This window comes from Aeromicrobium sp. UC242_57 (genome assembly GCF_044452305.1).
In the GTDB taxonomy this organism is placed as follows: domain Bacteria; phylum Actinomycetota; class Actinomycetes; order Propionibacteriales; family Nocardioidaceae; genus Aeromicrobium.
On the sequence record NZ_JBIOAM010000002.1, the window covers coordinates 94,347 to 114,623 of the forward strand.

A 20,277-nucleotide genomic window follows, 5' to 3' on the forward strand; every position below is an offset into this window, starting at 1 on the left:
TAGAGGCTGATCGTGGCGGGTCCCTCGAACTGTCCGTCACCCGTCCACCGGATGTTCTTGAAGTTCTTCCAGCCGCCCGAGGTGCGGTACTGCAGGACCGACTGCGCCTTGTTGCTCGATCGCTGCACGATGCGCCACCGGGTGACCTTCTTGCCGTCGATCGACGTCGGCAGCGCGGTTCTTCTTGCCGCTGCGGACGTTGTGGAACTTCAGGCCGCTGGCACCGACGATCTCGACCGCGTCGGTCGTGTCCTGCGAGATCAGCACCCGGATCGAGCCGGACTTCGTCGTCAGTCGGCGCCCGGGTAGTACGTCGACAGGATCTTGTCGGTACTGACGCCCTTCCTCGCTGCACCCTGCGCGCCGTACTGGCTCATGCCGATGCCGTGACCGAAGCCGTGCCCCTTCAACGTGAACGATCCAGAGCTGCGGCACAGTGCGAGTCTCGGTCGGCGTGGCAGCGGTCAGGTTGAACCCTGCTTCGGCCGACCACGGGCCGGCGGTCGTGCCCTTGAAAGCGCGAACCAGGACGTGGTAGTCAGTGCCAGCGCGCGGTGTCAGGCTCGTGGCATGCGCCGCAGGCGAGGTGAGACCGGCGTAGCACTTCCCACACGGTGTGGCCGTCTGTCCGACCAACAGGCACACCGTGTAGGAGGTGGCCCCACTGACCGGGGTCCAGGCGAAGCGGGCTGAGTGCTGCCCAGCCTTGATGGTCATGCCCGACGGCGCGGCGACGGTCGGCGGAGCCGGTGCAGTCGTGTCCTGGAGAACTTCGCCATTGCTGCCGTAGGCAGTGGTCCGGCCGCCCGAGGAGGTGATGTACCCCTTCGCGAAGGTGACCTTGGAGACGCCTGACTTACGGTTGTCGACGAGGTCGGGACTCCCAGCGCGCCGGTCGACGCACCGAGCTTGACGTACAACGTGTTGATCGCACCGGTCAGGCTGTAGGCCTTCGACTTGCCCTTCGCGAGGTAGATCCGACCCTTCTGGAACACCTGACGCGTCCCGCCGGTGACGGCCGAGGCGTCGGTCCGCGGGTAGCCGAGGTCGCCGCTGCGCGATCCCATCCGGTTGTACTCGGTCAGCACTGCGCCGGAGACCGAGTAGGCCTTGCCCGTGCTGGCTGACAACAGCTCCATCGACTTGGCGCGAAGACGGCCGCCTCCCGAGGTCTTGGCCTCGCCGGCATAGATGGCGCCCACCTTCGACGAGCCGAGAGACCTCCACAGGTCCTTGATGGGGGTCGAGTAGTTGGCGAGGTAGTCCTCGGTGCGGTCGCGCAGGCCGCCCTTCTCCGACAGCCAGGCGTACCCGTACTTGCCGGGGCAGGCCGTGCTGATGACGTTGCGGTGACCGGCGATCATGTTGAGCGTCTTGCCGCCGAGGGTGTACGTGCCCTTGGCTGGCAGGTAGTTGGTGCCGAGCCGCCAGCCGACGAGCTTGACCATCGCGGTCTTCAGGGCCGCCGAGGGCTTGGTGACGTCGTAGTTGCCCATCATCGAGACACCCATGGTGTACGTGTTGACGGCGAGGTTGCCCGAGTGCGCGGCACGCACCGCGCGGTCGGTGCCGCCCGCGCGGCCCTCGAAGATCTGGCCGTACTTGTCGACCAGGAAGTTGTAGCCGATGTCGCACCACTTGCGCGCCTTCATGTGGTACGCCTGCGTCGAGCGCACGATGGCCTTCGAGTCGGCCTTGGAGTACGTGTTGGAGCCGGCCGTGTGGTGCACGACGACACCTCGAGTGCGGTCGCCCGCGATCGGGGTGTCGCACTTGGTGCCACCGCTGGCTCCCCCATCCGCTGCGCGTGATGATGGTCGGCTTCGGGGTGTAGGTGGGAGATCCGTCGACGCTGGCGGCGGCCTGCTCCGCATCGATGCCGGTGTCGGTGTCGGACTCGTCGGACTCGTCGGTGTCGATCGTGGTGATCTTGACGTCTTGGGGGGTGCCCTCGGTGCTGGTGACCCGGGCGGCGACGCCGTCGGCGGTCCCGACCCACAGCGGCTCGGTGCCCGGCGCTCCGTCGGCAGCGTCGTTGTCGACCTCGAGGTCGGTCCACGACGACCAGGTGTCGTTGGTGCGCGTGCGGACCTCGACCTTCATGCCCGATGCGGCGCTGTCGTCCGACCAGGTGACCCCGATCATGCGGAACGGCGTCGTCTCGGTCTGGTCCAGCTCAGCCACGACCCGGTGCGGACCGGTCTCGGGGTCGGTGGGTGTCTCGGGGTCAGGATCCACCGACGGCACGGCGGTGGTCTTGACGTCGACCGGCGGGGCCACAGCGGCGACCGCGCCGGGCGCACCTCCGGACACCACGGTGCCATCGGCGTGCGCGGGGACGGGACGAGCAGGGCAAGGGTCACTGCGGCTGCAGCAGTGGAGCCCGACATGCGTCGAGCCATTCGCCAGGAAAGCATGGGGAAGTCCATTCCTGTGACTGGTGTGACTGGTGGGACCAAGGACGTGAGTCCCGATTATGCTCACAATTTTCGCCAGAATGCGAACGAAAAACTGTATTTGTTCGAACTACAACACTGTGATTACTGCGGTTGCAGGGAAGTTATCCGTGAGAGTCGAGCTCGTGCGAGTGGAGCCGGCGCGCGGCCTCGGCGACCGATCCGGACATCGACGGGTACACCGTGAAGGCGTCGGCAACCTGGTCGACCGTCAGCGGCACCGACACTGCGAGCGACAGCGCGTGGATGAGCTCGCTGGCGCGAGGACCGACCACGACGCCGCCGATCACGACCCCCACGCCACGGCGGGAGAAGATCTTGACGAAGCCGTCGTGCACGCCCTGCATCTTGGCGCGCGCATTGCTGGCCAACGGCAGCATCGCGACATCGACCTGCAGATCGCTCTCGTCGACCTGCTTCTGCGACACGCCGACCGTCGCGATCTCGGGGGAGGTGAACACGTTGCTGGAGACCTTGCCGAGGTCGAGCGGGTGCACGGCATCGCCGAGCAAGTGGGACATCGCGATCCGACCTTGCTGCGCCGCGACGGACGCCAGCATCAGGACGCCGGTGCAGTCGCCGGCAGCGTAGATGCCGCGCACGCTGGTGCGGGAGACCCGGTCGACCTTGATGAAGCCGCCGTCGTCGACCACGACGCCCAGCTCTTCGAGCCCGAGGCCGGTCGTGTTGGGAATCGAGCCGAGCGCGAGGAGACAGTGCGAGCCCTCGACGGTGCGCCCGTCGGTGAGCGTCACGAGCACTCCCCCGTCGGTGCGTTCAACCGAAGCCATGCGCGAGTTGCCCATGACGGTCATGCCGCGCCGGGTGAAGACGTCCTCGATCACGTTGGCTGCGTCGACGTCCTCGCCGGGGAGCACGCGATCGCGGCTCGACACCAGCGTCACGGCGGCGCCGAGGCCGTTGTAGGCGCTGGCGAACTCGGCGCCGGTGACACCGGAGCCGACGACGATCATGTGCTCGGGCAGCTCTTGGAGGCCGTAGACCTGCTCCCAGGTCAGGATGCGCTCACCGTCGGGCAGCGCATCGGGGCTGACACGCGGGTGAGCGCCGGTAGCGACGAGGATCGCGTCGGTGGAGATGCGCTGCTCGCCGTCGGCGGTCGCGACCACGACCACGGTGGGACTCTCGATCGTCGCCGTCCCGCTGATCATCGTGACCTCGCTGGCGGCCAGCCTGGCGGCGATGTCGTCGGACTGCGCCTGAGCGAGTCGCAGCACACGAGCATCGACCCGGGCCATGTCGGCCTGCACGGAGGCCGGCACCTGCACGCCGAGCTCGGCTGCCCCGCTGACGTCGGTCAGCAGGTCGGACGTCGCGATGAGGGTCTTGCTCGGCACGCAGTCGGTCAGGACCGTGGATCCGCCGATGCCGTCACGCTCGACGAGGGTGACCTCCGCACCCAGCCGTGCGGCGACCAACGCCGCCTCGTATCCACCAGGTCCGCCGCCGACGATCGTCACATGAGTCACGAGCCCATTGTCTCCCACCCGTGCCCGACGACGCTAATCGTCAACCGCCGTCAGCGCGCGAACGTGTCCAACTGCTCAGTCAGCTCGCCGAAGATCGCCGTGTTGAGACCGAAGATGGCCTTGACCTCGGTCACCATGCGCAGCGCACCGTCCTCGTCGACCGGAAGTGCGTCGAGCTTGGCGCGGTAGTCGTCCTTGTACAGCTTGGGCTTGGGGATCTCGGGGAAGTCGTAGAACGCGAGGCCCGCGCCGTCCTCGAGGTCGAAGTGACGCGAGAGGATGCGACCGATCGCGAGTCCGCCGGACAGGTCGCCGAGGTAGCGCGTGTAGTGGTGGGCTGCGTACAACCCGCCCCACTCGGCGGATGCCTCGACCCGTGCGACGTAGGCGTCGATGGCCGGGGTCTGGACGGTCAGGCCTGCACCGTTGGTCCAGTGCGCGATGTCGGCATCGAGCGCGGCCAGACGTGCGAGCGCGGGATCGACCAGGCTGCTGGCGACCTCGTCGCCGGCCATCTGCTGCGACAGGCCCTCGATCGCGGCGTAGACGGGTCGCAGCGAGGCGAGGTACTGCGCGTAGCCGGCCTCGTTGACGCGTCCCTGCATGAGCTCGGTCATGAAGCCGACGTTCTCGGCCTGGGTGTGCTCGGACTGCGAACCCGTGCGCAGCAGCGCGGACAGGGACAGTTCTGCCGGCGACAGCTCGGTCGGCGAGTGCGTGATCGTCATGGGGTCTCCAGGCTGGTCGAGAAGGTGTGGCCGTCAGTTTATGACAGTTCGTCAGAACATTATGACACTTCGTCAGAACATGATGACAGATGGTCATCAAATGGCGCCAGTGTAGAAGGTGATCCTAAGTAATGTTAGCCTTACTTCGGCGATTGATTCGGGGGTTTCAGTTGCCGGAACACTGCATCATCAGAACTACTGCAGCGACCGAAGGAATCTTGTGCCTCGCCCCGTTAAGCGATCCACCACTCACGCGATCGCGTTCCTGCTCATCTCTGCCGTGCTGCTCTCAGCCTGCGGCGGCAAGGCCGGCGGCCACAGCACCGACGACGGCGACACCGCCGCACCCGACATCTCCCAGGTCAAGCTGCTCGCCGATCCCAAGTCGCACGTCGGCGAGGCGCACGCGCCGCTGCCCAACACTGCGATCTCCCCCGTCGCCGAGAACCCCACCCCCCAGCTGCCCGTCACGCTGACCGACAACCAGGGCACCAAGGTCACCGTTACCGACACGAGCCGCATCCTCGCGCTCGACATCTACGGCACGATCTCGCAGACGGTCTTCGAGCTCGGCCTCGGCGACAGCGTCGTCGGTCGCGACATCTCGACCCAGTTCGACGAGGCCAAGGACCTGCCGCTGGTCACCAGCAACGGCCACGACCTCAACGCCGAGGCGATCCTCGAGCTCGATCCGACCGTCATCCTGACCGACACCTCGCTCGGCCCCTGGGACGCCATCTTGCAGATGCGCGACTCGGGCATCCCCGTCGTGGTCGTCGACTCCGGACGCAGCCTCGGCAACGTCGGCTCGCTGACGCAAGAGATCGCCGACGCCCTCGGCGTGCCCGCCGAGGGCAAGAAGCTGGCCCAGAAGATCGAGGCGTCCGCCAAGAAGACCGCCGCCAAGATCGCCGCCGTCGCACCGAAGACCGTGCAGGACAAGCTGCGCACCGTCTTCCTCTACGTGCGCGGCCAGGCCGGCGTCTACTACATGTTCGGCAAGGACTCCGGCGCCGACGGCCTGATCGACGCACTCGGCGGCTACGACGTCAGCAGCGAGATCGACTGGAAGGGCATGAAGCCGGTCAACGACGAAGGCCTCATCGCCGCGCAGCCCGACCTCATCCTGATGATGTCGGACGGCCTCACGTCGGTCGGCGGAGTCGACGGCCTGCTCGAACGGCTTCCCGCGATCGCCGAGACCCCCGCCGGCCAGAACCGTCGCATCGTCGACATGAAGGACAACGGGATCTTGCTTTCGGGCCCCGCACGTCCGAGATCCTCAACTCGCTGGCGGTTGCGATCTACGCACCGGACGCCTTGAAGTGACCACGACGACCGCCCCGCAGCAGAGCCGCGCCGACGACATCGTCGGCGCGCTCCCGCGCAGGCGCACGGGGCGGGCGACGGCCCTGTTCATCGGGCTCAGCATCGCCATCGTGCTGCTGACGATCTATGCGGCCGGCCGCGGCCAGCTCGCGGTGCCCGCCGGCGAGGTCTTCGGCTCGATCATGCACCGCCTCGGCCTCGACATCGGCACGATGCCGCAGCACCCCCAGGGCGACAACACCCTGTGGAACGTCCGCTTCCCGCGGATCGCCCTCGCCCTGCTCGTCGGCGCAGCCCTCGCCACGGCCGGTGCCCTCATGCAGGGCATCTTCGGCAACCCCCTGGCCGAGCCCAGCGTCGTCGGCGTCTCGACCGGCGCCGCCTTCGCCGCCGCGATCGTCATCGTGTTCCAGATCCAGTTCATGGGCAGCTGGAGCGTCGCCGTCTTCGCCTTCGTCGGTGGACTCATCACGACGCTCGCGGTCTACTTCCTGTCGCGCGCAGACGGTCGCACCGAGGTCGTGACCCTCGTGCTGACCGGCATCGCGGTCAACGCGGTGTGCAGCGCCGGGCTCGCGCTGATGATCTTCCTCGGCGACACCGCCGCCCGCGAGCAGATCGTGTTCTGGCAGCTCGGCAGCCTCAACGGCTCACGCTGGGAACATGTCGTCGTCGTCGCTCCCCTGGTGGTCGTCGGACTGATCGGCTCCATGGTGCTGGCCCGCAAGCTCGACGTGCTGTCCCTGGGCGATCGCGCAGCGCGACACGTCGGCATCGATGTCGAACGGCTGCGCCTGGGTGCCATCGTGCTGGTCGCGCTGCTGACCGCCGCGGCCGTGGCCTTCGCCGGGATCATCGCCTTCGTCGGCCTGGTCGTCCCCCACCTGATCCGGATGGTCGTCGGACCCGGTCACCGCGTCCTCGTGCCCGCCAGCGCCCTGGCCGGTGCACTGCTCCTGCTCGGCGCCGACCTGATCGCCCGCACCGCGATGACCGGCGCCGACCTGCCGATCGGCATGCTGACGTCACTGGTCGGCGGACCGTTCTTCTTCTGGCTGCTGCGCCGCACCCGCAAGACGGCAGGAGGATGGGCATGAGCCAGCCCCTCACGCTGACCGGCGTCAGCGCCACGATCGGTGACAAGCGCATCCTCGACGATGTGTCGCTGCAGGTCTCACCCGGCGAGTTCGTCGCCCTCGTCGGCCCCAACGGCGCCGGCAAGACGACCCTGCTGAGCGTCATGGCAGGTGACATCACACCTTCGGCCGGCCACGCGACCCTCGACGGCATCGCGATGCACCGCTGGAAGGCGGCCGAGCTGGCCCGCCAGCGCGCCGTCCTGCCGCAGGAGCAACAGCGGCGTTCGGCTTCCGCGTCGTCGACGTCGTGCGCATGGGCCGCTCCCCCTGGGCCCGGCTGCCCGAAGAAGACCTCGACGACCTCATCATCGCCGAGTCGATGGAGCACACCGACGTCATCACCCTGGCCGACCGGTCCTTCCCGACCTTGTCGGGCGGCGAGAAGGCGCGCACGTCCTTCGCCCGTGTCCTCGCCCAGCAGACCAACCTGGTGCTGCTCGACGAGCCGACGGCTGCGCTCGACATCAGGCACTCCGAGCAGGTGCTGTCCCAGGCACGCCGCTTGGCGCGCGCCGGCCACGCCGTCGTCGCGGTCCTGCACGACCTGACGGTCGCCGCGGCCCACGCCGACCGGATCTGCGTGCTGGCCGACGGCCGGCTGATGGCCGACGGCACCCCTGCCGACGTCCTGACCCCGAGCTTGTCCGCCGATGTGTACCACCACCCGGTCGACGTCATCTCGCACGACGGACGCCTCGTCGTCCTGCCGCGGCTGACCCCGCTGAACCAGGAGGCCTCATGCGCACTGTGATGTCCAGACCCGTGATGACCACCGCTGCCGCCGCGATCGTGTCCGCACTGGTGCTCGTGCCGACGTCGGCCCAGGCTGCGAGCAAGGTGACGGTCTCCAACGGCCAGGGCAGCGCCAAGGTCGATCCCACGTACGCCACCAAGATCACGGTCAGCGGCTCGGGCTTCCAGTCGATCAAGAACGCGCACGGCGGCATCTACGTGTTCTTCGGAACCGTCAGCGGGGCCTGGCAGCCCAGCAAGGGCGGCCAGGTCGGCACGAACTACCGCTACGTGCCCGACAACGAGAGCAAGAACAACCAAGGATTCCAGCGGTTCGTGGCCTTCCCCGGCAGCGACACCGCTGACGCCGCCAACGGCGGAACCATCAAGGCCAACGGCTCATGGTCGACGCAGATGACCGTTCCCGGTGCGAGCTTCAAGACCGTCGACCGAGCCGGCAAGGTCATCGACGTCGACTGCCTCAAGAGCACCTGCGGCATCATCACGGTCGGTGCGCACGGCGTCAAAGATCCCAAGAACGAGACGTTCACCCCGGTGTCGTTCGAGTCCCTCCAGCAGGATCAGAAGCCCACGACGCAGGAGTCAGCGGCAGCTCCCGCGACCGGCGGCACGACAGCGCCCGGCGCCCAGGCTCCTGTCACCACGACCACCAAGGCCGTCAACCCGGCCAAGGCCACGGCGGCCGTCGACCGCGGCACTGCCGTCGTCGGTCGGGTCCTGTCGTTCACCGGCAAGGGATTCCTGCCCGGCGAACAGGTCATCGCGACGCTCGACGACGGCCGCGCAGCCGTCGGCCCTTGAGCGCTGGTCCGTCGGGCGAGATCGCCGGCGTGCTGCAGCTTCCCGAGGGAACCCAGGCCGGCACCCATGTCCTACGGCTCACGGGTGCCGCCTCGGGCGCCAAGCCCACCCGTGAACTTCCCGATCGCCGCCGAGACCACGCCGGTCGCCGCCGACGCCGACTCCGACGAAGCCGGCTGGGCGCCCTTCGCGTTCCTGGCCCTGGCGATCCTGGCACTGCTGTGCGCCGTGACCTTCGCGACGATGCGGTTCCGGTCGATCCGCAAGCGGGCGAAGGCGCCCGAACCGGCTGCTGCCACGACAGGAGGCGCCGCCCATGCGCTCTAAGATCGGCACTGCGATGGCAGCCTTCGTGACGACCGCAGTCGTGATGGCATCAGCCACCATGGCACTGGCCGCCGAGGCAGACCCAGTCGATCCCGACACTGTGGCGACCTCGCCGTCGCCGAGCGCGACGACCCCGACACCTGACGAGCCCACTGACTCCGAGCCGACCGAACCCGAGCCGACTTCCTCGACTCCGACTCCGACTCCGAGCCCGACGCTGCCGGCCACAACCCGCGTGATCGACGATGCCCAGCTGCGCTGGGGCATCAACAACGAGTCCAACAACAAGGCGTTTGCCCCGGGCACCTTCAACTTCCTCTCGGCCGGCAAGATCGGCGACCCCGGCGAAGGCAACAAGCAGATCAGCACCAGCGACCAGGGAGCCACCTGGAACAACGGCAAGGCGGCCGACTGGAAAGCCTCTGACGGCAACGTCGCGCTCGAGAAGTTCACGAACAAGACCTGGAAGCCCGCGACCTTCGCGGGCCTCAGAACGACGTCGGCCGGCGAGACCATGAACGGCAACAACGGGTTCAGCAACCATGAGGTCGTGCTCTCAGGCGGCACCGGAACCGTCGATCGCACCAAGCGGACGGCCTCGGTCCAGTGGACCGGGTCCTTCACAGTCGTCTACTACTCGGGCTACAGCTTCTTCTACGTCTCTGATCCCAAGCTCACCGTCTCCGGTGGTTCTGGGAGCTCACCGGAACACTCAGCGGCTTCGGCTCGTCGATGGATGACCTCACCCAGTGGAAGGCCGTCACACCGGTCAAGAACGTCGTGCTGGCCAACCTGCCTCGCATCGACCTCGGGTCTGACCGTGGATTCACCGTCAAGCCTGCGTATGCCAAGGTCCCGGTCTCGGTGCCTGGCGACCAGGCGGCCCAGATCCGTGACGGGGCGAGCTGGGGTTCCTTCCCGCAGTCGTTCATCAACTTCCAGACGGCTTCGGGTACTGCGTCGTACTGGTACTCCAGCGGGGGTGCTGCCGATGCGCACAAGGTCGCGCTGCCGATGACCGTCAGCTACGCCGCAGGCGCGCCGGTCAAGGCAACCCCACCGCCCACCGAGGGCAACAAGACCCCAGACATCGACAACTCGGCACCCGATGCTCCCTCCGCTGCCAACCATCCCGTGCCGGCCCCGACCGCGATCTCACAGCCAACGACGCTGCGCGCCCCCCCGTTGCAGTCGATGACGTGCTGCAGAGCGCACCGACGACGACCCAGTTCCGTCCAGCTTCCACCGTCACCGGTATCCAGCCGTTGTCCGACGACTCCGCCACTACCCGCGGCATCTGGATCCTCGGCGGCATCCTGCTCGGGGCGACGCTGCTCATCGCGGTCAGCCCGTTCGCCTACACCGCGCTGCGCAAGAGAGCTGATCATGACCTCAGCCGTCCCGTGGCCCAGCACGCCCTCATTCCCGGAAGATAAGGAATGCCTTCCCTCACTTCTTTCTCGCACATCATCGCTCCCCAACGCCGGCCCACCGGCATCATCTGAAAGGTAGACATGTCCATCACCACACGAACCCGTAGAGGGCTTGCCACCGCCATCGCCGCGGTGCTGTCGACCGGTGGCGTCGTCGCCCTGGCCGCCGGTCCCGCGCAGGCCGATCCGGTCAGCGTCACGACGGTCGGCGAAGCCCCCATCACCAACGCGACCTTCACCTGGGGCTTGAGCGACGAGCAGGGCGGTGGCGCATACGCCGGCGGGTGCAACTTCCTTTCCGCGGGCAAGGCCGGCAACACCGGCTCGAGCCGCACTTGGACCGAGGGCGACGGCTTCTACAAGACCATCGACGGCAACGTCACGATCGAGAAGCCCAACGCATCCGATGTGTTCTCCGAGCCGACCTGGGCCACCAAGTGCCTGACTCCTGCCGGGACACCTGTCACCCCCGGGTCGACGGCATCAGCGACCAAGAACCGCGTCAAGATCTCTGCCGGCTCGGGGCAGCTACGATCCGACCACCGGTGCCGGCAGCATCAGCTGGACCGGTTCCTTCACCTCGGTCTTCTACGGTGGCATGACGTACTGGACGGCCACCAATCCACGCCTCGTGGTCGACGCGGCCGGCAAAGGCAGCCTGACCGCAACCCTCAGTGGCTACGGCGCTGACATGGCGAACCCGGACGAGTGGGTCCCGATCCCCAACACCACGACCCCGGTGACTCTGGCCACCTTCACGGGCGTCGACATCGATGCTGACGGCATCACCGTCGCCCCCGAGTACGCCGGCAAGACCGTCACCGTCAGCTCGGGCACGCCCCGAGTCGACGACCGGCGCCAACTGGGGTTCGTTCCCGCAGTCGTTCGTCGACTTCCAGATCCTGACCGGCCAGTCGTCGTACTGGTACAGCTCAGGTGGCGCGCGTGACGCTGCCAAGCCTGCCAGCCCCTTCACCGTCGACGGCTACACCGTTGGCGACCGGCCGCAGGTCACGGTCGACACCGCCGAGGCAGACGTTGACGGCAGCACCGTCATCACCGTGACCGGAGCCAACTTCACGCCCGAGCTCGCCAAGGGCACCCGTCCCCCGCTGATGAACCAGAACGCCGGCGCCTATGTCGTGTTCGGCAAGTTCGCACCGGCATGGCGTCCTTCCACTGGCGCACTCGCTGCGACTCGCAAGACCGCTACAGCTGCCAACAGCGGCCTGAAGTGGGCTGTGCCGGCGGCCAGCATGGCTGGGATCGGCGGCCCCGCGCAGGGCGCCATCGAGTTGTTGCCCGACGGCACATTCTCGACGACGTTGACGATGAACAAGGCAGCGCTCGACCTCACCGCGACCGATGCTGCGCTGACGAACTACGGCATCTACACCTACCCCGGTAGCGGCGCCGTCCAGGCCGCCTACGAGACCTACACGCCGGTCACCTTCATCAAGAAGGCGTCGTCTGTCGAGATCACAGATGCGCCCACCACGTCGGTCCACGGCGCGTCCAGCACCGCCAAGATCACGGTCGACGGCGTCGACGGCATCGCCAACCCACCGGCACCGTCACGGCCAAGATCGGTGCCGCTACGCTCGCCTCGGCACCCGTCGACACCGATGGTCTCGCGACGCTCACGCTGCCCGGCACGACCGCCGCTGGAACGTCCAGCATCACGTACGCCTACTCCGGCGATGACAACTACGATCCGGCCGACGCCACCCAGGACCTGACGGTCTCGAAGGCTGCCTCGACGGTCACCGTGACCAGCGCACCCTCCAGCGTGCGCTTCGGCGCGGCGGCCACCGCACGCCTGACCGTCGCCGGCGTGGCCGGCGGCACCAAGCCGAGCGGAACCGTCACCGCCAAGGTCGGCAGCACGACGATCGGCAGCGGCGCCGTCAACTCAGCCGGCGTCGCGTCGCTCTCGTTGTCGAAGTCGCTGAAGGTAGGCGCATCGACCGTCGTCTACACCTTCTCGGGCAACGGCAACTACGTCGGTGCCGCCGCGTCGAAGAAGCTGACCATCGCCAAGGACAGCGTCACGATCGCCGACAAGGTCACCAAGAAGCCGACCACGAAAGAAGGCTGGCAAGGTCACGATCACGGTCAAGGCCAAGTCGTCGTCGACCAAGCCCAGCGGCAAGGTCACGGTCTACTTCAAGAAGAAGGGCCAGAAGACCGTCAAGACGTCGACTGGTTCGCTGAAGAACGGCTCGAAGGCGCTCAACGTCAAGAAGCTGAAGAAGGGCACCTGGAAGATCTACGTCAAGTACTCGGCAGGCTCGGGCTACAGCTCGGTCTCGTCCAAGTACGTCGGCACCGTCAAGATCACCAAGTAGTCACCACGTAGCACCTGCACCACCCGCTCCTTGGGCTTGTCGAGAGGTCTCCTTTCGACAAGCCCAAGGAGCTTTGCATTGCGCTTGTGGAGCTCTGCACTGCGCTTGTGGACAAGTCTTTCGCGGCAGAAATCGGTGTCGGCGGCCAGTTCTAGGTTGGAGGCATGGACGCAGTTCTCGACCCCGCGCAGGAGATTCTTGACCGAATCGCCGCCCGCGAGATCGAGCGCGCCCGCATCGAGGCCGCGACGGCAGCCGACATGCTCGAGCTCGCCGATCTGCGCCGCAGACAGGGCGAGGGCGACGTCAGCCTCGAGCGTCGACGCCTCCGAGCCACCTATGCCTCCGACGGCTCTCCAAGGTGTTGTTCCACGCTCCCCGCACGGTGCAGAACCGGTTGGCGGCGGCCCGCCGGGTTCGCGGGATCATGCCGCTGACCTGGCAGGCCCACCTCGACGGCCGCATCGACTCCTACCGCATAGGGCTGATCGCTGCGGCCGCCGACAAGCTCTGCGATCCCGAGTCTGTGATGCGGCTCGATCATCAAGCCGCCGGTTACGCCTCACGACACACCCCGTCCCAGCTTGAAGGGCTGGCTCCACCGGTTCGTCGTCCGGGCCGAGCCTGAAGCTGCCGCAGCGCGTGCCCGCGCCGAGCACGCCAGACGCGCGGTGTGGGCCAAGCACGGTGATGACGGCATGACGCGACTCACCGCCTACATCAGATCCACCGACGCCGCCCAGATCAGCGACTTGCTGACCAAGATGGCTCGCAACAAGCGCCGCCGACGGACGCACCATCGACCAGATGCGCGCCGACGCCTTCGTCGACCAGCTGCTGGGCGAGCACATGCCTCGACCAACCGGCGTGCGGTTGTCGGCGTCGTGGTCACGATCGAGTCATTGACCGGGCTCACCGACGAGCCTGGCGTCGCTCTCGACGGATCCTTTGCCCTGCCAGCCGACATGGTCCGCGACTTGGCCGCCGAGCCCGGCACCATCTTCTACCGGCTTCTGAAGAATCCACTAGGCCACCTGCTCGACATCACCGAGATCGGCTACCGCCCCTCTTCGAAGCTGCGGAGAGCTGTTGACTTCCCGCGACCAGACCTGCCAGTTCGCCACCTGCCACCGGCCGGCCGTCGAATGCGATCTCGACCATCAGATCCCCTGGCCGCACGGGCCAACAACCGCACGCAATCTCCAGACGCTGTGCCGGCGACACCACCAGATGAAGACTCATCTCGGGAGTCTGTGGGACAGCTCTAGCGACGCTGAAGTGCGCGCAGGATGAAGTTCTCGACTGCCTCGGGGGCAACCCGCCGAGCGCCCAGGCACTGGTGCACCAGCGCCATGGTCGGCGCGACGTCGTCGACCTCGAAGACACCCTGCTGCTGACCGTCCTCGATGATGCTGCGCAGCACCGCCTCGACTGCCATGACGTGCTCACGGATCTCGGCCAACGACTCCCGCGACAACATCGCGTACAGCTGGGGCCGAAGCCGAAGTGGAACTCCTCCGACGAGCTCAGGTGCTCGGTGATGTAGATGCGCATCGCCTCGCTGGTCCCTGCGCAGGCTCCAGGGCCATCGACAGCCGATCCAAGTAGCGTTCGGTCTCCGCACTCGCAAACGCCACCACGATCGCGTCCTTGTCGGCGAAGTGGTTGTAGATCGCCGTACGTCCGATGCCCGCCTCAGAGGCGAGATCGGCCATCGTGACGGTGTCGAAGGACCGCTTGGCCAGTAGCGCGACCAACGCCTCGAAGATGCGGCGACGGGTTTGCTCGCGGTGTTGCTCGAGCGATCCACCAATGATCTTGGGCATTGTCGTAATGTACGGCAGGTGAGCACAACAGATCTCGCCCGCCAGGCCGCCGACGCCCTCCGTGAGCGTACGGGCGGGGGTGAGCACGACATCGCACTCGTCATGGGTTCAGGCTGGCTTCCGGCCGCTGACGCCCTCGGATCCCCGGACTACGAGGTTCCCCTGGCCGGGCTGCCAGGGTTCAGCGCGCCCGCCGTCGCCGGACACGGCGGCACCGTGCGTTCGGTCACGCTCGGCGACAAGCGCCTGCTGATCTTCCTCGGCCGCACCCACTACTACGAGGGCAAGGGAGTCGCAGCCGTGGTGCACGGTGTGCGCACCGCTGCGGCAGCCGGCGTCAAGACGCTCGTCCTGACCAATGGCTGCGGAGGCCTCAACCCGGCCTGGGCACCCGGCACGCCGGTGCTGATCAGCGATCACATCAACATGACCGCGACCTCACCGCTCGAGGGCGCGACGTTCGTCGACCTGACCGACCTGTACTCCTCACGGCTGCGGGCACTGTGCAAGGAGGCCGACCCGAGCCTCGACGAAGGCGTGTACGTCCAGCTGCCCGGACCGCACTACGAGACGCCTGCAGAGATCCGCATGGTCCGCACGATCGGCGGCGACCTGGTCGGCATGTCCACGACGCTCGAGGCGATCGCAGCGCGCGCCGCCGGTCTGGAGGTCCTCGGCATCTCGCTGGTCACGAATGCCGCCGCCGGCATGACCGGTGAACCCCTCAACCATGAAGAGGTCCTCGAGGCCGGCAAGTCCGCCGCAACCCGTATGGGCACCCTTCTGGGCAACATCCTGCCGAGAATCTGATGAAGGTCCTCGTCACCGGCGCTGGCGGCTCCATCGGACGAGCACTCGTCCGCGAGCTCCCCTGCGCTGGGACACGAGCTCCGCGGACTCGACCTGGTCGCCGACTCGGCGGGCGGCTGCTCGCTGGGCTGGATCGTCGGCGACTGCCTCGACCCGTCGGTCGTCGACGAAGCTGTCGCCGGCGTCGACGTCGTGGTCCATCTCGCGGGCAATCCCGACGAGGACTCCTTGCCCGCGAGCCTCGCCTCGCACGTCCACACGACCGGGCGCCTGCTCGACGCCATGGTCACGCACGGGGTGCGACGCATCGTCTATGCGAGCAGCAACCACGCCGTCGGACGCACCGAGCGCAGCGAGCTGCTGACCACGTCGGTCCCCCGCGACCCGACACCTTCTACGGGGTCGCGAAGGTCGCGGCAGAGGCGCTGCTGAGCCTCTACGCCGACCGGTACGAGCTCAGCGCGACCGCTCTGCGGATCGGCACGTTCGAAGAGCAACCAGCCACCGTGCGCGCCCTCTCGACCTGGCTGTCACCAGCCGATGCCGTCCGCATGGTCGACGCCGCCATCGGCTCGACGACGCCTGGCCTCCACATCGCGTACGGTGTCTCCGCGAACACTCGCGGTTGGTGGGATCTGCGTCCCGGACGTGAATTCGGGTACGAGCCCCGCGACGACGCACAGAACATATGCCGACCAGGTGCCATCGCGCGTCGAGGACGAGCAAGAGGCTGCGCACGTCGGCGGCTCGTTCGTCGCCGCACCCCCACGACCTGCCTTCTGAAGGGAAACCCATGACCGACGACCTCGTCGCCCGCGCCCAAGACTGGATCAACCAAGATCCTGACCCCAGTCACCCGCGCCGAGCTGCAACAGCGATCGACTCCGATGACGTCGCCGAGATCGCCGACCGGTTCTCCGAGCGTCTGCAGTTCGGCACAGCAGGGCTGCGTGGCGCACTGGGTGCCGGTCCGAACCGGATGAACCGGGTCATCGTGGCGCAGGCAGCGTCAGGGCTGGCCGCCTACCTGCTGGAGAAGGGCAAGAGTCCGTCTGTCGTCGTCGGCTACGACGCCCGGCACAACTCTGACGTGTTCGCCCGTGACACCGCCGAGATCATGCAGGGTGCGGGTGTCCAGGCGTTCCTGCTGCCCACGCACCTGCCCACGCCGGTGCTGGCGTTCGCGATCCGGCACCTCGGCTGCTCAGCCGGTGTCATGGTCACGGCCTCGCACAACCCTCCGCAGGACAATGGCTACAAGGTCTACCTCGAAGACTCCAGCCAGATCGTGCCGCCCGCTGACGCCGAGATCTCCGACGCCATCGACGCGGTCGGACCGGTTGACGAGATGCCCCGCAGCAACGACTACGAGACGTTGGGCCCCGAGGTCGCCGAGGCCTACGTCGAGGCGGTCGTGGCGCTGCCCGCCGACGGACCTCGCGACGTCATCGCCGTGTACACCCCGATGCACGGGGTCGGCCGCGACACGCTGGTCGAGGTCGTGGCCCGGGCGGGCTTCGCGCCGCTGCACGTCGTCCGCGAGCAGGGCGATCCGATCCGGACTTCCCGACCGTCGTGTTCCCCAACCCCGAAGAGCCCGGCGCGATGGACCTGGCGCTCAAGCTGGCCTCCGAGGCAGGCGCCGATCTCATCATCGCCAACGACCCTGATGCCGATCGCTGTGCGGTGGGCGTACGCGACGGCGAGTCGTACCGGATGCTCACGGGCGACCAGGTGGGCGTGCTGCTGGCGGAGTTCCTGCTGCAACGGGGCGTGGCGGGCACGTACGGCGCCTCGATCGTGTCGTCCGATCTGCTGGGCCGTCAGGCCGCCGCCTACGGTCAGCCCTGGCAGCAGACGCTGACCGGATTCAAGTGGCTCGGCAAGATCCCGACGCTGGTCTACGGCTATGAGGAGGCCCTGGGCTACAGCGTCGCTCCCGACATCGCCCGCGACAAGGACGGCGTGTCAGCAGCCATCACGGTGCTCGAGATGGCCGCCAACCTGAAGGCCGAAGGGCTCACGCTGCTCGATGCCCTCGACGACATCTACCGCCGGCACGGCCTGCACGCGACGTCCCAGCTGTCGGTGCGGGTCGACGACCTGTCGATCATCAGCCGGGCCATGGACGTCCTGCGCACCGCTCCCCCGACCGTCCTCGGCGGCCTTGCCGTGACGTCGGTCGACGACCTCGCCGACGGCTACCAAGGGCTGCCCCCGACAGACGGCATCCGGCTCGGGCTCGAGGGCGGCGCGCGCATCATCGCCCGCCCGTCCGGCACCGAGCCCGAGCCAAGTGCTACCTCGAGGTCGTCATCCCGGTCACCGACTCGATCGAGGCCGCACGCGAAGTCGCCGACGTGCAGATCTCCGGCATCAAAGCCGATCTGGCCGCAGCGCTCGGTATCTGACCGCACCGCGGTGACTTGGCGACCTGTCCCGAGGTGGGACAGGTCGCCAGGTCACCGCTAACTCCGCTGGGTCTACTTCTTGACCACCTTGATCGTGAACGACGTCGACGAGCCCTTCGCGACACCGTTGCCGGCGTGCTGGCCGTGACCCGCTTCGTGCCGGTCGACGTGATCTTGCCGAGGCGGATCTTGACCCTGCCGGCCTTGACCGTCCCGGTGTGCTCTTGCCCTGCACCCGCACCGTGACCTTGCCGCCGTCGACCGTGAACCCGGCTGCCTTGACGCTGAGCGTCACGAACGGCTTGGTGCGATTCTTGACGATCTTGGTCGGGCTGACCGAGATCCTCTTGATCGACGTGGCGGCCTTGGCGACCGTGAGAGTCGTCGACACCGACGCCGGGTCGTGCGATGCATCACCGGCGTAGAACACCCGCAGCTGATGCGTGCCGACCGCGATCGTGCGGTCCAGCGTGATCCTGGCGGTGCCGTTCTTCAGCACCCCGCTGCCGACCCGATCGTCACCGAGGGCGACGTAGACCGGTCCGGTCGCACCCGCCGGGCCGGTCACCACGACCACGGCACCCGTGCCGTAGGTCGACGTCGCTGCCGTGGCGGTCAGACCGGCTTCCGACTTGAGCACCTCGATCGTCAGCGTCGCCGTCGAACCGGCGTGATCGGCGTCGCCCCCGTAGACGACCTTCAGGACGTGGCTTCCCAGCGGCAGCACGCCCGTCGGGAGCGTGACCACACCGTCGACGAGATCACCCGACGCCAGCTCGGTCGTCCTCTCGAGCAAGGTGACCTCGCCCGACGGGGTCCCCTCACCAGTCGACGACACCGTGACCTTGATGTCGGCAGAGGTGCCGTTGCGCACCGTCGCCGGGGCCTTCACCGAGACGGCTGAGCCGAGCTCGGCGGCATCGAAGCCGACGATCTCCGGGTCATGGTCGCTAGCCCGGAACGGACTCGCGTCGTAGAAGTCGGTCACGTTGTAGTTGAACCGGCTGTACTCGCGGGCCACCGACTCGTAGGAGTTGATGTTCCAGATGTCGGCACCCGTGATGGTCTCGTCCGCCTCGTGGGAGGCGAAGACGTGGTCGAGCGAGCCAACCGCCCCGTCGAACTGGTAGGTCTCCTTGTCGGTGCGCTCTGCCGCGACGTTGACGAAGCCCGCGGCCTCGATGATCGCTACCGGCTCCTCCTTGTTGTAGGAGTTGAAGTCGCCGGTCAAGAAGACCTTGTCGGTCCCGGCAGGTTCGCCTCGACGTCCTCGGCGAAGGCCACGAGCGCCGTCGCCTGGTTCTTGCGCGACAGGTTCGAAGCCCCTTGACCATCACCCTGGTCGGCGTTGGCACCGGTGCCGGAACCCTTCGACTTGAAGTGGTTGACGATGACGACGAACTTCCCGCTGGCCGGACGGTCGACCTGGGTGAAGGCCTGTGCGAGCGGCGCCCGGGCGTTCACGAAGGCCGGGTCGTCCAGGATCGTCGACGTGCCGACCGGTGCGATCTTCGCCGGCCGGTAGATCAGCGCAGTGCGGATGACGTCCTCGCCGGTCGTCGGGACGGTCGTCGGCGACGGGACGGCTGCCCAGGTGTCGGCGCCGGCCGCGCTGTTGAGCGCTGCGACGAGCGTGTTGAGCGCCGTGTCACGGGGCTGGCCGAGTGCCGCGGAGTTCTCGATCTCCTCCAGCGACACCACGTCCGCGCCCAAGGTGTTGATCGCCGTGACGATCTTGGCCTGCTGGCGTGCCAGGTTGGCCGCATCGGCCGCGCCACGCGGACCGTTGCCCGCTCGACGCATTCGGCGAACCGCACTCATTGGTCGTGATGGGTTTGCCGGCGCGGTCGTTGTAGTACGAGCACTTGTTGGCCGCGCTCGCCGCCACGTAGTCGACGCCCGTCGTCGTGAAGTAGTTCAGGACGTTGAACGTCGCCAGCTTGACCTGACCGCCGACGGGTTCGGGTGCGGCCTTGCGCGTCGAGCCGAACGACACCGGCTCGGTGCCCGTCGCGGTCAGCTGCTGCCGGGGCTGCAGCTTCCAGCCGTTGTTGCGGTAGTCCAGCACGACGGGCTGCTCGAACGTGACGGGTGCCCCGACCCGCACCTCGTTGTCAGCCCTGAGCCACGGCAGCGCGATCTCCTGGTTCGCTGCGGTCAGGAAGTTGAGCGTCGAGCCGTCGTCGAGCGTGATCAGGTCGGCTGCATTCTTCTTGGCCAGCGCCACGGCGGGTGCACCCGGCGCGACGACGTTCGTGGGATTGTCGAACGGTTCCGTGCCCGGAGCCAGACCGATCTCGGCGTACTGGTTGGTCGAGTAGTTGTTGGTCACGGTGTAGTCGCCCTGCGGCGCGAGCAGCATGCCTTCGAGCGACTCCTTCTGCGTCTCGTTCAGCGGGAAGGCCACCTCGGCGGGCGTCACCGGC

General features: G+C 67.5%; 25 protein-coding genes and 4 pseudogenes. 19 read left to right on the forward strand and 10 right to left on the reverse strand.

Annotation, left to right across the window (positions count from 1 at the left end; translation table 11 throughout):
- Nucleotides 1-36: 36 nt before the first annotated feature.
- On the reverse strand, nucleotides 37-717 hold the full coding sequence (locus ACHMWU_RS05005) for a hypothetical protein (RefSeq protein WP_396041961.1): 681 nt from the start codon (nucleotides 715-717) through the stop codon (nucleotides 37-39).
- Nucleotides 714-1,874, reverse strand: coding sequence for an N-acetylmuramoyl-L-alanine amidase (locus tag ACHMWU_RS05010; RefSeq protein ID WP_396041962.1), 1,161 nt, complete (start codon nucleotides 1,872-1,874; stop codon nucleotides 714-716). The genes ACHMWU_RS05005 and ACHMWU_RS05010 overlap by 4 nt, the downstream gene beginning before the upstream one ends.
- On the opposite strand from ACHMWU_RS05010, the gene ACHMWU_RS05015 reads away from it, so the two are divergent.
- Nucleotides 1,835-2,437: a hypothetical protein gene (locus ACHMWU_RS05015; RefSeq protein WP_396043059.1), complete on the forward strand. Its 603-nt coding sequence runs from the start codon at nucleotides 1,835-1,837 to the stop codon at nucleotides 2,435-2,437. The two genes, ACHMWU_RS05010 and ACHMWU_RS05015, sit on opposite strands and share 40 nt — an antisense overlap.
- Before the next feature lie 123 nt (nucleotides 2,438-2,560).
- Here the strand turns inward: ACHMWU_RS05015 and ACHMWU_RS05020 are convergent, their stop codons facing one another.
- The gene (locus tag ACHMWU_RS05020; protein WP_396041963.1) at nucleotides 2,561-3,946 is read right to left on the reverse strand and encodes an NAD(P)H-quinone dehydrogenase; all 1,386 of its coding nucleotides are present in this window, start codon (nucleotides 3,944-3,946) and stop codon (nucleotides 2,561-2,563) included.
- A 50-nt stretch (nucleotides 3,947-3,996) separates the two neighbouring features.
- Nucleotides 3,997-4,674, reverse strand: coding sequence for a heme oxygenase (biliverdin-producing) (locus tag ACHMWU_RS05025; RefSeq protein ID WP_396041964.1), 678 nt, complete (start codon nucleotides 4,672-4,674; stop codon nucleotides 3,997-3,999).
- A 280-nt stretch (nucleotides 4,675-4,954) separates the two neighbouring features.
- Here ACHMWU_RS05025 and ACHMWU_RS05030 point away from each other — a divergent pair, with 280 nt between their 5' ends.
- From ACHMWU_RS05030 to ACHMWU_RS05100, 15 genes and pseudogenes are all read left to right on the forward strand, one after another.
- Complete coding sequence (locus ACHMWU_RS05030; protein WP_396041965.1) at nucleotides 4,955-5,998, forward strand: hemin ABC transporter substrate-binding protein; 1,044 nt, start codon at nucleotides 4,955-4,957, stop codon at nucleotides 5,996-5,998.
- Nucleotides 5,999-6,041: 43 nt separating this feature from the next.
- Nucleotides 6,042-7,100 carry a FecCD family ABC transporter permease gene (locus tag ACHMWU_RS05035; RefSeq protein ID WP_396042943.1) on the forward strand — a complete coding sequence of 353 codons (1,059 nt, stop codon included), beginning with the start codon at nucleotides 6,042-6,044 and terminating at the stop codon, nucleotides 7,098-7,100.
- Nucleotides 7,097-7,303, forward strand: a pseudogene (locus tag ACHMWU_RS05040) (ATP-binding cassette domain-containing protein); the annotation flags it as partial. The gene ACHMWU_RS05035 and the pseudogene ACHMWU_RS05040, both read left to right, overlap by 4 nt.
- Before the next feature lie 92 nt (nucleotides 7,304-7,395).
- A complete protein-coding gene (locus ACHMWU_RS05045) occupies nucleotides 7,396-7,893 on the forward strand; it encodes an ATP-binding cassette domain-containing protein (protein ID WP_396041966.1) in 498 nt (165 codons plus the stop codon).
- A complete protein-coding gene (locus ACHMWU_RS05050) occupies nucleotides 7,881-8,696 on the forward strand; it encodes a hypothetical protein (protein WP_396041967.1) in 816 nt (271 codons plus the stop codon). Before ACHMWU_RS05045 ends, ACHMWU_RS05050 begins: the two co-directional genes overlap by 13 nt.
- Nucleotides 8,697-8,762: 66 nt before the next feature.
- Complete coding sequence (locus tag ACHMWU_RS05055) at nucleotides 8,763-9,023, forward strand: hypothetical protein (protein WP_396041968.1); 261 nt, start codon at nucleotides 8,763-8,765, stop codon at nucleotides 9,021-9,023.
- Complete coding sequence (locus ACHMWU_RS05060) at nucleotides 9,013-10,041, forward strand: hypothetical protein (protein WP_396041969.1); 1,029 nt, start codon at nucleotides 9,013-9,015, stop codon at nucleotides 10,039-10,041. Before ACHMWU_RS05055 ends, ACHMWU_RS05060 begins: the two co-directional genes overlap by 11 nt.
- Nucleotides 10,042-10,222: 181 nt before the next feature.
- Nucleotides 10,223-10,459 carry a hypothetical protein gene (locus ACHMWU_RS05065; protein ID WP_396041970.1) on the forward strand — a complete coding sequence of 79 codons (237 nt, stop codon included), beginning with the start codon at nucleotides 10,223-10,225 and terminating at the stop codon, nucleotides 10,457-10,459.
- 78 nt (nucleotides 10,460-10,537) lie between these two features.
- Nucleotides 10,538-11,146 (forward strand): hypothetical protein, encoded by a 609-nt coding sequence (locus ACHMWU_RS05070; protein ID WP_396041971.1) that lies wholly within the window; start codon nucleotides 10,538-10,540, stop codon nucleotides 11,144-11,146.
- A gap of 895 nt (nucleotides 11,147-12,041) precedes the next feature.
- Nucleotides 12,042-12,476, forward strand: a pseudogene (locus tag ACHMWU_RS05075) (Ig-like domain repeat protein); the annotation flags it as partial.
- Nucleotides 12,477-12,564: 88 nt separating this feature from the next.
- Nucleotides 12,565-12,804 (forward strand): hypothetical protein, encoded by a 240-nt coding sequence (locus tag ACHMWU_RS05080; protein ID WP_396042945.1) that lies wholly within the window; start codon nucleotides 12,565-12,567, stop codon nucleotides 12,802-12,804.
- Nucleotides 12,805-12,968: 164 nt separating this feature from the next.
- Nucleotides 12,969-13,241, forward strand: a complete 273-nt coding sequence (locus ACHMWU_RS05085; protein WP_396041972.1) for a hypothetical protein — start codon at nucleotides 12,969-12,971, stop codon at nucleotides 13,239-13,241.
- Nucleotides 13,232-13,432, forward strand: coding sequence for a hypothetical protein (locus tag ACHMWU_RS05090; RefSeq protein ID WP_396041973.1), 201 nt, complete (start codon nucleotides 13,232-13,234; stop codon nucleotides 13,430-13,432). Before ACHMWU_RS05085 ends, ACHMWU_RS05090 begins: the two co-directional genes overlap by 10 nt.
- Nucleotides 13,389-13,835: pseudogene (locus ACHMWU_RS05095) on the forward strand (hypothetical protein); the annotation flags it as partial. The gene ACHMWU_RS05090 and the pseudogene ACHMWU_RS05095, both read left to right, overlap by 44 nt.
- Before the next feature lie 58 nt (nucleotides 13,836-13,893).
- Nucleotides 13,894-14,097, forward strand: coding sequence for an HNH endonuclease signature motif containing protein (locus ACHMWU_RS05100; protein WP_396041974.1), 204 nt, complete (start codon nucleotides 13,894-13,896; stop codon nucleotides 14,095-14,097).
- On the opposite strand, the gene ACHMWU_RS05105 is transcribed toward ACHMWU_RS05100, so the two are convergent.
- Together ACHMWU_RS05105 and ACHMWU_RS05110 are read right to left on the reverse strand one after the other, a co-directional pair.
- A complete protein-coding gene (locus tag ACHMWU_RS05105) occupies nucleotides 14,069-14,284 on the reverse strand; it encodes a hypothetical protein (protein WP_396041975.1) in 216 nt (71 codons plus the stop codon). The genes ACHMWU_RS05100 and ACHMWU_RS05105 overlap by 29 nt on opposite strands.
- A gap of 46 nt (nucleotides 14,285-14,330) precedes the next feature.
- Nucleotides 14,331-14,630 carry a TetR/AcrR family transcriptional regulator gene (locus ACHMWU_RS05110; protein ID WP_396041976.1) on the reverse strand — a complete coding sequence of 100 codons (300 nt, stop codon included), beginning with the start codon at nucleotides 14,628-14,630 and terminating at the stop codon, nucleotides 14,331-14,333.
- An 18-nt stretch (nucleotides 14,631-14,648) separates the two neighbouring features.
- Between ACHMWU_RS05110 and ACHMWU_RS05115 the strand changes: the two genes are divergently transcribed.
- Complete coding sequence (locus ACHMWU_RS05115; RefSeq protein WP_396041977.1) at nucleotides 14,649-15,440, forward strand: purine-nucleoside phosphorylase; 792 nt, start codon at nucleotides 14,649-14,651, stop codon at nucleotides 15,438-15,440.
- A 12-nt stretch (nucleotides 15,441-15,452) separates the two neighbouring features.
- Here the strand turns inward: ACHMWU_RS05115 and ACHMWU_RS05120 are convergent, their stop codons facing one another.
- Nucleotides 15,453-15,641, reverse strand: coding sequence for a hypothetical protein (locus ACHMWU_RS05120; protein WP_396041978.1), 189 nt, complete (start codon nucleotides 15,639-15,641; stop codon nucleotides 15,453-15,455).
- Here ACHMWU_RS05120 and ACHMWU_RS05125 point away from each other — a divergent pair.
- Complete coding sequence (locus ACHMWU_RS05125; protein WP_396042947.1) at nucleotides 15,573-15,872, forward strand: NAD-dependent epimerase/dehydratase family protein; 300 nt, start codon at nucleotides 15,573-15,575, stop codon at nucleotides 15,870-15,872. The genes ACHMWU_RS05120 and ACHMWU_RS05125 overlap by 69 nt on opposite strands.
- Before the next feature lie 361 nt (nucleotides 15,873-16,233).
- Nucleotides 16,234-17,851 (forward strand): annotated as a pseudogene (locus ACHMWU_RS05130) (phospho-sugar mutase).
- On the opposite strand, the gene ACHMWU_RS05135 reads toward ACHMWU_RS05130, so the two are convergent.
- From ACHMWU_RS05135 to ACHMWU_RS05145, 3 genes are read right to left on the reverse strand one after another with little or no spacing between them, the layout of a single operon-like run.
- A complete protein-coding gene (locus tag ACHMWU_RS05135) occupies nucleotides 17,817-19,082 on the reverse strand; it encodes an Ig-like domain repeat protein (RefSeq protein WP_396041979.1) in 1,266 nt (421 codons plus the stop codon). The pseudogene ACHMWU_RS05130 and the gene ACHMWU_RS05135 sit on opposite strands and share 35 nt — an antisense overlap.
- Entirely contained in the window at nucleotides 19,079-19,564 is a 486-nt protein-coding gene (locus ACHMWU_RS05140) for a hypothetical protein (protein WP_396041980.1), read from the reverse strand. The genes ACHMWU_RS05135 and ACHMWU_RS05140 overlap by 4 nt, the downstream gene beginning before the upstream one ends.
- Nucleotides 19,500-20,273, reverse strand: a complete 774-nt coding sequence (locus ACHMWU_RS05145; RefSeq protein WP_396041981.1) for a hypothetical protein — start codon at nucleotides 20,271-20,273, stop codon at nucleotides 19,500-19,502. The genes ACHMWU_RS05140 and ACHMWU_RS05145 overlap by 65 nt, the downstream gene beginning before the upstream one ends.
- Nucleotides 20,274-20,277 lie beyond the last annotated feature (4 nt).

Bases quoted from the DNA above. Each gene is read 5' to 3' on its own strand.
- ACHMWU_RS05085 (WP_396041972.1), top strand. From the start codon at position 12,969: ATGGACGCAGTTCTCGACCCCGCGCAGGAGATTCTTGACCGAATCGCC.
- ACHMWU_RS05005 (WP_396041961.1), bottom strand. From the start codon at position 717: ATGACCATCAAGGCTGGGCAGCACTCAGCCCGCTTCGCCTGGACCCCG.
- ACHMWU_RS05010 (WP_396041962.1), bottom strand. From the start codon at position 1,874: ATGCGGAGCAGGCCGCCGCCAGCGTCGACGGATCTCCCACCTACACCC.
- ACHMWU_RS05120 (WP_396041978.1), bottom strand. From the start codon at position 15,641: ATGGACCACGACGTCGACGCCGGCGACAGCTTCGTCGACGACCGACGG.
- ACHMWU_RS05070 (WP_396041971.1), top strand. From the start codon at position 10,538: ATGTCCATCACCACACGAACCCGTAGAGGGCTTGCCACCGCCATCGCC.
- ACHMWU_RS05090 (WP_396041973.1), top strand. From the start codon at position 13,232: ATGCCGCTGACCTGGCAGGCCCACCTCGACGGCCGCATCGACTCCTAC.
- ACHMWU_RS05105 (WP_396041975.1), bottom strand. From the start codon at position 14,284: ATGTTGTCGCGGGAGTCGTTGGCCGAGATCCGTGAGCACGTCATGGCA.
- ACHMWU_RS05110 (WP_396041976.1), bottom strand. From the start codon at position 14,630: ATGCCCAAGATCATTGGTGGATCGCTCGAGCAACACCGCGAGCAAACC.
- ACHMWU_RS05060 (WP_396041969.1), top strand. From the start codon at position 9,013: ATGCGCTCTAAGATCGGCACTGCGATGGCAGCCTTCGTGACGACCGCA.
- ACHMWU_RS05025 (WP_396041964.1), bottom strand. From the start codon at position 4,674: ATGACGATCACGCACTCGCCGACCGAGCTGTCGCCGGCAGAACTGTCC.
- ACHMWU_RS05050 (WP_396041967.1), top strand. From the start codon at position 7,881: ATGCGCACTGTGATGTCCAGACCCGTGATGACCACCGCTGCCGCCGCG.
- ACHMWU_RS05055 (WP_396041968.1), top strand. From the start codon at position 8,763: ATGTCCTACGGCTCACGGGTGCCGCCTCGGGCGCCAAGCCCACCCGTG.
- ACHMWU_RS05045 (WP_396041966.1), top strand. From the start codon at position 7,396: ATGGGCCGCTCCCCCTGGGCCCGGCTGCCCGAAGAAGACCTCGACGAC.